This window comes from Amycolatopsis sp. (assembly GCF_035276945.1).
Taxonomy (GTDB): domain Bacteria; phylum Actinomycetota; class Actinomycetes; order Mycobacteriales; family Pseudonocardiaceae; genus Amycolatopsis_E.
Genome location: NZ_DATELF010000134.1, coordinates 1 through 8623, shown reverse-complemented (window position 1 = coordinate 8623; position 8623 = coordinate 1). Strand labels below are relative to the sequence as shown.

The 8623-nt window shown below is 69.6% G+C and carries 10 protein-coding genes and 1 pseudogene; 10 read left to right on the top strand and 1 reads right to left on the bottom strand.

What is annotated here, in order from left to right; all coding sequences use genetic code 11:
- The 3 genes and pseudogenes from VJT49_RS23615 to VJT49_RS23605 form a co-directional block, all read left to right on the top strand.
- Window positions 1-1223 (top strand): cytochrome P450 (locus VJT49_RS23615; protein ID WP_324167088.1); only part of this gene is annotated, 1223 nt, incomplete at its 5' end.
- Between the two features lie 75 nt (window positions 1224-1298).
- Window positions 1299-1685 (top strand): annotated as a pseudogene (locus tag VJT49_RS23610) (ROK family protein); the annotation flags it as partial.
- Between the two features lie 88 nt (window positions 1686-1773).
- Window positions 1774-2238 carry an ROK family protein gene (locus VJT49_RS23605; RefSeq protein WP_324167087.1) on the top strand — a complete coding sequence of 155 codons (465 nt, stop codon included), beginning with the start codon at window positions 1774-1776 and terminating at the stop codon, window positions 2236-2238.
- Here VJT49_RS23605 and VJT49_RS23600 read toward each other — a convergent pair.
- Complete coding sequence (locus VJT49_RS23600; protein WP_324167086.1) at window positions 2196-2627, bottom strand: type II 3-dehydroquinate dehydratase; 432 nt, start codon at window positions 2625-2627, stop codon at window positions 2196-2198. The genes VJT49_RS23605 and VJT49_RS23600 overlap by 43 nt on opposite strands.
- Before the next feature lie 178 nt (window positions 2628-2805).
- Between VJT49_RS23600 and VJT49_RS23595 the strand changes: the two genes are divergently transcribed.
- The 7 genes from VJT49_RS23595 to VJT49_RS23565 form a co-directional block, all read left to right on the top strand.
- A complete protein-coding gene (locus tag VJT49_RS23595) occupies window positions 2806-3972 on the top strand; it encodes a DegT/DnrJ/EryC1/StrS family aminotransferase (RefSeq protein WP_324167085.1) in 1167 nt (388 codons plus the stop codon).
- The gene (locus tag VJT49_RS23590) at window positions 3969-5030 is read left to right on the top strand and encodes a Gfo/Idh/MocA family oxidoreductase (protein WP_324167084.1); all 1062 of its coding nucleotides are present in this window, start codon (window positions 3969-3971) and stop codon (window positions 5028-5030) included. Before VJT49_RS23595 ends, VJT49_RS23590 begins: the two co-directional genes overlap by 4 nt.
- Complete coding sequence (locus VJT49_RS23585; RefSeq protein ID WP_324167083.1) at window positions 5027-5737, top strand: HAD-IA family hydrolase; 711 nt, start codon at window positions 5027-5029, stop codon at window positions 5735-5737. The genes VJT49_RS23590 and VJT49_RS23585 overlap by 4 nt, the downstream gene beginning before the upstream one ends.
- A gap of 1 nt (window position 5738) precedes the next feature.
- Window positions 5739-5999: a hypothetical protein gene (locus VJT49_RS23580; protein ID WP_324167089.1), complete on the top strand. Its 261-nt coding sequence runs from the start codon at window positions 5739-5741 to the stop codon at window positions 5997-5999.
- Window positions 5885-6301, top strand: a complete 417-nt coding sequence (locus VJT49_RS23575; protein ID WP_324167082.1) for a hypothetical protein — start codon at window positions 5885-5887, stop codon at window positions 6299-6301. The genes VJT49_RS23580 and VJT49_RS23575 overlap by 115 nt, the downstream gene beginning before the upstream one ends.
- Before the next feature lie 408 nt (window positions 6302-6709).
- A complete protein-coding gene (locus VJT49_RS23570) occupies window positions 6710-6925 on the top strand; it encodes a hypothetical protein (protein ID WP_324167081.1) in 216 nt (71 codons plus the stop codon).
- A 14-nt stretch (window positions 6926-6939) separates the two neighbouring features.
- Window positions 6940-8623 (top strand): MMPL family transporter (locus tag VJT49_RS23565; protein WP_324167080.1); only part of this gene is annotated, 1684 nt, incomplete at its 3' end.

Sequence of the window (8623 nt, the reverse complement as noted above, 5' to 3'; positions counted from 1 at the left end):
ACCGGCCCGGATCGATCGAAAGGAACGTCATGACATGTGATGTCGGGCAGCCGCGGGACTTTCCGTTCGGCGAGATCCGCCGGCTCGAGATGAGTCCGGTCTATACCGAGCTCCGAAAGAACGAGCCGGTGTCGCGGGTGCGGATGCCGTTTGGTGGGGTGGCGTGGTTGGTCACGAGGGCCGCGGACATCAAGGCGGCCTACGCCGACCCGCGATTCAGCCGGGCGGCCACGCTCGGTCAGGACATTCCGCGGATGGTGCCCACCGTCGACGAGGATCTGTCGTTGCTGAGCATGGATCCACCCGACCACACGCGACTCCGGAAGCTCGTCGCGAAAGAGTTCACCGCTCACCGGGTCGCGCAGCTCCGCGAGAAGACCCAGGCGCTCGTCAACGGGTTGCTTGACCAGATGACCCAGCGCGGGGCACCCGCGGACATCATGCACGACTTCGCGGTACCGACCTCGTTGACTGTGATCTGCGAACTGCTGGGCGTACCGGTCGACGACCGCCCGAAATTCGTCGCGTGGACCACCGCGGCACTGTCGACGGAGCTGGATCAGATCGAGTCCGCGATGCGGAGTCTGCTGAGCTACTTCGGTGAACTGGCCGAGCGACGCGTGGACAACCCGACCGACGATCTGCTCGGAGCATTGGTGCGGGCTCGCGACGAGCAGGGCAGGCTCAGCACCGACGAGCTGGTCAAGCTCGGCTTCGTGCTCCTGATCGGCGGGTTCGAAACCGTGGCGAATTCGGTCAGTAACGCCGTTTACACCCTGCTCACTCGCCCGGACCAGCTCGCCTTGCTGCGCGCGGACCCGGGGCTGGTGCCGCAGGCGGTCGAGGAGTGCCTCCGCTACCTGCCGATCTCCACCGGAACCGGTATCCCACGGGTTGCGTTGGAGGACGTCGAACTGGGCGGAGTACTGATCCGCGCCGGCGACACCGTCTTCATGGACGAGCCGTGCGCGAACCGGGACGAGTCGGTGTTCGACCGGGCGGACATCTTCGACATCACACGCTCGCACAACCCGCACCTCGCGTTCGGCTACGGAATCCACCGCTGTATCGGTGCCGAATTGGCGCGGATGGAGATGCAGGTGGCGCTCAGCTCGCTGCTGGCCCGTTTCCCGGGCCTGAAACTCGCCGTCGACGCGGACGAAGTGCCTTGGCAGAAGGGACACCTGACGCGGGCCCCGCTCACCCTGCCGGTCGCATGGTGAGCGCGATGGGCCGGCAAGCCCAAGTCGACACGTCCAGGACAGCCAGGGGCGCCAGTTGTACCCGGACGCCGAGGAATGAGCGGCTACCTCGGCGTCGACGTCGGAGGCACGAAGGTCGCGTTCCGGGTAAAGCGGGACGGTCGCGCGATGGGCGAAAGCGAGCTGCGGTGGCCTCAGCCGGGGACGGCCGACGACGATCTCACCCTCCTGATCGAGGCTTTGCGCGCGGTGCAACGAGAGTGGGGCGAGCCGATTGCCGCGGTCGGTGTGGCGATGCCCGCGACGCTCGACGGGTCCGGACGGGTGATCGCGTGGCCGAGCCGCCCCGGCTGGTCCGGCCGGGATCTGCCGGCGTTGTTCCGTGGCGTCTTTCCCGGGACGGTGGTGAGTTTCGCCGACGACGGAGACCTCGCCGCGGTCGCGGAGGCGGACGTGGCCGGTTGCGCGGATCTGGTCTACATCGGGGTCGGCACCGGCATAGGCGGTGGTGTCGTATCGGGGGGAAGGCCGTGGCCCGGCCCGAGGCTCCTGCGAGCTCGGCCATCTGGTGGTGGACCGAACGGACGGGCCCGCGGTGCGCGTGCGGGAGGCGCTGGTGCGCGCAAGCCACGGCGTCCGGCCGGCGACCTTGTGCCGGGCCGGACGCCTGCGCGGACGGGAAGTCACCTTCGCCGAGTTCCGACAGGCGTATTCAACCGGTGTGGGCTGGGCGACGAAGGCGGCCGATGAGAGCTGTGACGTGCTTGCCACCGCGCTGACCGGCGTATGTGAACTCGCGCGACCGGAACTGGTGTCGATCGGCGGCGGGTTCGCCGCAGCACTGCCGGGCCTCCCGGACGAGGTGTCCGCCCGAACCGCTGCGCTGGCCCGGCCGGGACACCCGCCCGTACCGGTCCGGGCCGCGCTGCTCGGTGCGGGGTCCTCGGTCTCCGGTGCGGTCCTGCTGGCGAGGAACCCGGAGTGGGCCGCCGGTCAAGGCACGAGGTCGAGCAAGGCACGCGCGGCGAGCCGGTAACCGCTCGCGCCCAACCCCACGATCACGCCGCTGGCCAGCGGCGCCAGTATCGACTCGTGCCGGAATCGCTCGCGTGCCCACAGATTCGACAGGTGCACCTCGATCCACGGGTTCGGGTAGTTCGCGAGCGCGTCGCGCAGGCTCCATCCCGCGATCATCAGCGCGCCCGGGTTGACGATGGCGCCGACCGTGCCGTAGTTGTCCTGGATCGCGTGGATGAGTTCTCCTTCATTTTCCCGTTGCACCGCGATGACGTTCCAGCCTCGTTCGGCGACCTCGTCGGCAACGGCTTTCTCGATTTCCACGAGCGTGCTGGTGCCGTACGTTTCGACTTCTCGACGGCCGAGTATGCCCAGATTCGGTCCGTTCAGCATCAGGATTTCACGCATGCTCCAGTAATAGCACGGGTCACGCGCAACGGCGGCCAGCTTGCCGGGCCGGCGACAAGTTAGGGGGTCGAAGGGGATTGGGGTCGGGGGAAGGCCGCCATAGGCTCCTGGAGAGTGTCCCGGGACACAGCCGTGATGTCCTCTCGGCAGAGAACTCGAAAAAATGAGCGGAGCACTGATGTACCCTCGTCCGAATGAAGTTCCGAATTTTCCCGAGTGGCCGCAGTTCGACGATCGCGAACGCGACGGCCTGATTCGCGCGCTCGAGCAGGGCCAATGGTGGCGGATGGGCGGTTCGGAGGTCGATCAGTTCGAACGGGAATTCGCCGAATATCACGGCGGGCAGCATGCGCTGGCGGTGACCAACGGGACGCACGCCCTCGAACTGGCGCTGCGAGTGCTCGGTGTCGGTCCCGGGACCGAGGTCATCGTGCCGGCCTTCACCTTTATTTCGTCATCGCAGGCCGTGCAGCACCTCGGTGGCGTCGCGGTGCCCGTCGACATCGACCCCGAGACCTACTGCATCGACGTCGCGGCCGCCGCAGCCGCGATTGGTCCGAAGACCGTCGCGGTGATGCCGGTGCACATGGCCGGTCACATGGCGGACATGGACGCGCTGGGCAAGGTGGCCGAGAACGCCGGGATCGCGGTCATCCAGGACGCCGCGCACGCCCACGGTGCGCAGTGGCAGGGAAAGCGGGTCGGCGAGTTGGGCTCGATCGCCACGTTCAGCTTCCAGAACGGGAAACTGATGACGGCGGGCGAAGGCGGCGCGGTCCTGTTCCCGGACAGCCAGTCCTACGAGGAGGGGTTCCTGCGCCACAGCTGTGGGCGGCCGCGGACGGATCGCCACTACCGGCACCGGATGTGCGGCTCGAACTACCGGATGAACGAGTTCTCGGCCGCCGTCCTGCGTGCCCAACTGACCCGGCTGCCGCACCAGATTGACACCCGCGAGCAGCGGTGGCCGTTGCTGGCAAGCCTGCTCGCGCAGATCCCCGGCGTCGTGCCCCAGTCCCGGGACAGCCGGTGTGACCGCGATCCGTACTACATGGCGATGTTCCGGATTCCGGGGATCGGCGAACAGGAGCGCAACGTGCTCGTGGACGCCTTGGTCGAGCGGGGGATCCCGGCCTTCGCGGCTTTCCGGGCGATCTACCGGGTCGACGGGTTCTGGGAGCAGGGCGCGCCGTCGGAGTCGGTGGAGGACATCGCCCGCCGTTGCCCCGTTACCGACGCCGTGTACCAGGACACGATCTGGCTGCACCACCGGGTACTCCTGGGCACCGAGCGGCAGATGCACGATGTCGCGGCGATCGTGGCCGACACGGCGGGTCGTCGGTGAACCCGATCCGGGTCGGCGTCGTCGGGCTCGGCTGGGCCGGTCGGTCGATCTGGTTGCCCCGGCTGTGTACGCATCCGGCGTTCGAGGTGGTGGCCGCGGTCGATCCTGAACCGGTCGGCCGCCGCGTCGCCGAGCGGGATTGGCCGGACATCACCCTGCTGACCGACGTCGACGGGCTCGCGGAGTCCGATGTGGACCTGGTCGTCGTCGCGGTGCCGAACCACCTGCACCACGACATCGCGCACAGCCTGCTTTCCCGTGGTACCCCGGTGTTCCTCGAAAAGCCGGTCTGTCTGTCCGTCGCTGAAGCCGATTCCCTCGCGGCGGCGGAACGCACGGGTGATGCCGTGCTCCTGGCCGGGAGCGCCGCCTGCCATCGCGTGGACGTGCGGGCCCTGCGCGACCTGAGTGCGGCGCTCGGGCCGATCCGGCACGTCGAGTTGTCCTGGATCCGGGCCCGCGGCATTCCCAGCGGTGGCGGGTGGTTCACCCGGCGGCGGCTGTCCGGCGGCGGGGTTCTGGTCGACCTCGGCTGGCACCTGCTCGAGGTCGCCGGGATGCTCCTCGGCGACCTCGACATAACGCAGGTGGCCGGGACGGTTTCGGCCGACTTCGTCGACGACGCAGCGTGGCATGCCGGCTGGCGCCAGGACGCGGTCGCGGGCCCCGCCGACGACGTCGAAGACACCGTGAACGCTTTCCTCATCACCGAGCACGGTACCTCGGTGACCCTGCGGGCGAGTTGGGCTTCACACGAGGACCGGGATGTCACGTTGGCCGGCGTGTACGGCAGCGCCGGGACCGCGCGATTGGCCTGCACCTTCGGGTTCAGCCCCCACCGGCAGGACCGCTCGACCCTGACCCTGACGCGGGACGGCAAAACCGTGCCACAGCTGCTGCCCGAGGAACCGGTGGGAGCGGAGTACGACCGCCAGCTCGAGGAAATTCCCAGCCTGCTGGCCGATCCGGCGAGCCGGGGACGGGCGATCGGGCAGGCCCGCCGGGTCGTCGAGGTCATCGAACGGGTTTATGGCTCCGGACCAAGGAGGACCGCATGAACACCGATCCCGGCCCCCGCCCGGGCACCGGCAGGCCGCTCGGCATCGTCTTCGACCTCGACGGCGTGCTCGTCGACAGCTTCTCAGTCATGCGGGAGGCGTTCGCGATCGCCTACGCCGAGGTGGTGGGCAAGGGCCGGCCGCCGTTCGAGGAGTACAACACCCATCTCGGCAGGTATTTCCCGGATATCATGCGGATCATGGGCCTGCCACTGGAAATGGAGGCGCCTTTCGTCCGCGAGAGCTACCGGCTGGCGCATCTCGTCCGCGTATGCGACGGCGTCCCGGAGGTGGTGTCCACCCTCCGTGATTCAGGGCACCGGCTGGCGGTCGCTACCGGCAAGAGCGGCCAGCGGGCGCGGTCATTGCTGGATCGGCTGGACCTGCTGGACCAGTTCGACGTTGTCGTCGGTTCCGACGAGGTGGCCCGACCCAAGCCGGCGGCGGAGATCGTGCTGCGCGCGCTGGGCGTGCTCAAGGTCGAGGTGGAAGACGCGATGATGATCGGCGATGCGGTGACGGACATCGCGAGTGCGCGCGCGGCGGGTGTGACGGCGGTCGCCGCGCTGTGGGGTGCCGAAGGCGATCCGATCGAGTTGCTGAACGCCGATCCGGACATCGTCCTTGACACCCCGGCCTGCCTGCTCGACTTGTGTCCACCGGTCGAGGCTGTCGGCCACCATCCCGCCGCTTCGCAGCAGGGCTGACGTGGATTCCGCGCGGCGGGTCGCGGTCGACCTCGGCAACCGGTCCTACTTCGTGCACGTCGGATCGGGCGTGCGCCACCTGCTGGCCGGCATCGTGGCAGGGCTCGGCGCACAACGGGTCGGCTTGGTGTCGGCGCGGCCGGCGAAATGGTTGCCGGATCCCGATGTCGAGTCCGTCGTGCCAGCCGCCAGGGACGGCGAAACTGGCAAGGCCCTGCGGCCGTGGAGTTCCGGCGTGGCCAGTTCGCGGATTTCGGGCTGACCCGGTCCGGCGCCGTCGTTTCCTGTGGTGGCGGCACCACCACGGACGTGGTCGGTCTTGCGGCCGCGCTGTACCACCGCGGGCTGTCGGTGGTGCACTTGCCGACGACGTTGCTGGCCCAGGTGGACACGAGTGTCGGCGGTAAGACCGCGGTCAACCTCCCAATGGGCAAAACCCGGTCGGCACGTACTGGCAGCCGGCCGCGGTCCTGTGCGACACCGATTACCGCCGGACGCTTCCCCCGCGGAGTGGATCAACGGCTACGGCGAGATCGCCCGGGGCCACTTCATCGGCGCGGGTGACCTGCGCGCGCTGCCGCCGGCGGAGCAGATCGCGGCGAGTGTGGCCCGCAAGGCCGAGGTCGTCGCCCGCATCGAGGAACTCGGGCAGGAATTGCGTGACCGGGCCGCGCGGAACTCACCATCAAGACCGGACAAGAACGTCGGCAAACACCGCCGACAGCAACGGCTCCGAACGCGACATTTGCGTGATCAAGCTCCGGCGGAAGGTGTCCGGATGCCTACACAGCCTCGCCGGAGCCAGACAGTTCTGCGCGATACGCAGCTACCTGTCCACTGCCGCCAAACGCCATGGACACTTCTTCGAAGTCCTCGTCATGTTGGCCGAGGGCCGCCCCTGGCTGCCCACGACTCACTGATCGCTACTCGGCCACCTGACCAGTTACCGGGGTCCGTGGCTATGCTGTCGCGATGATTCCGGGGGAAGGGCCGGCCGTGATTCCCGCCGGCGTTCCGAGCCCGATCCTGGGTGTCCGGTACCCCGGGCCGGTCCCGGTGCGGGTCTACGCCATCCGCATCATGATCGGCATGCTCCTCGCGGTGTGGCTCACCGAACGCCGGGCCGCGCCGCGCCGGTTCATGCGCAGCGGCGGAATGTTCACCGAACATCGCCCGCCACTGCGGTGAGGGCTGGGGGACCAATGAGTGCCGCGGTACATGACGGCCGGGCCGCCAGGGCCGTCGCGGTGGTGGGCCGGGTGTGCGTCCGGCACCGGTTCGTCGTGATCGGTGCGTGGCTGGTGCTGGCGCTGGCGCTGGTGATGGGTGCGAGAGTGATCGGCACGCCGACGGACAACGATGTGAGTCTGCCGGGTACCGACGCCCAACTCGTGCGTGACTTGACCGCGTCACAGGCGACTCCGCTCACCTCCGGGACGGTGATCCTGGTGGCCCGGGAGGGGCGGCTGGACGACGGGACCCGCTCCGGTGTGCTGGCGGCGACGGCGACCTCCCTGCTGGGGGCCGCGCACGTGACCAAGGTGACACCACCCTCGACACGGGACGGGTCGCTGTCCTCGGACGGACGCACCGGCTGGTTCACGGTGGGCCTGGACGTCCGCCGGGCGGAGCTCACCAAGGCCATGGCACGCACCGTCACCGATGCCGCCCGGCCCGCCGCCGACGCCGGCCTGCGGGTCCTTCCCGGCGGGGCACTCGCCCAGGTCATCGACGGCCCGGGCAGCACCGGCAACGAGTACTTCGGCCTGATCCTGGCCGCCCTCGTGCTCTTCCTCGCGCTCGGCGGCCTCGTCGGTGCGGCGCTGGCGCTGCTGACCGCGGCGCTCTCGGTGCTCGCGACGCTGGAGACCGTGGGGCTGGCCGGGAACCTGACCTCGATGCCGGCCCAGGCGTCGACCCTGGCGCTCATGGTCGGCCTCGGCGTCGGCATCGACTACTCGCTGTTCCTGCTCAGCCGGTTCCGCACGCTGACGCGGTCGGGCCTCGCGGTGCCGCAGGCCATCGAACGCGCGGTCGCCGACTCCGGCACGGCGGTCGTCGTCGCCGGTGTGACGGTCGCGGTAGCGCTCGTGGGACTGAGCCTGACCGAGGTGCCGCTGCTGCAGACGCTCGCCTGGACATGCGGGATCGCGGTCCTGTTCGCCGTTCTCGCCGCGCTCACCCTGCTCCCCGCACTGACCTCGCTCGCCGGACGCCGGCTCGCCCGCGGCGGGATGCTGAACAACCGGCTGGCCCGCCGCACCGGCTCCGGTGGTTTCTGGGCACGTCAGGCCGACCGGGTGACGCGCCGACCCTGGCTGGCCGGCGGGGTCGCGCTCGTGCTGCTGGCCCTGCTCGCCGCACCGGCAACCGACCTGCGACTCGGCCAGCAGGACGCCGGGTCCTCGCCGGAGACCACCGCCGTCCGCCAGGCGAACGACGCCATCTCGGCGGCATTCGGCCCGGGCACGGGCACGCCGCTCACCGTGCTCGGCCAGCCGCCGACGCCGGTCACCGATGCCCAGGATCCCCGTGTGCCCACGCTCGTGGCGATGGTGCGGGCCCAGCCGGGGGTGGCCGCCGTCGGGCCGGCGACGCCGTCCCAGGACGGACGGGTCGTCACGGTCCAGGTGATCCCCTCGACCTCCGGCGGTGACCCGGCGACGGCAGACCTCGTCCATCGCCTGCGGAGCCGGTCCGTGCCGGGCATGACCGTGCACGTCGGCGGCAACACGGCCGCCCGGGTGGATCTCGCCGACCGGGTCACCGACAAGCTGCCGCTCGTCATCGCAGTCGTGCTGCTGCTGTCGGTCGCGGTCCTGCTACTCGCCTTCCGGGCACCGCTGCTCGCCCTCAAAGCGGCCGTCATGGACTTCATCTCCATCG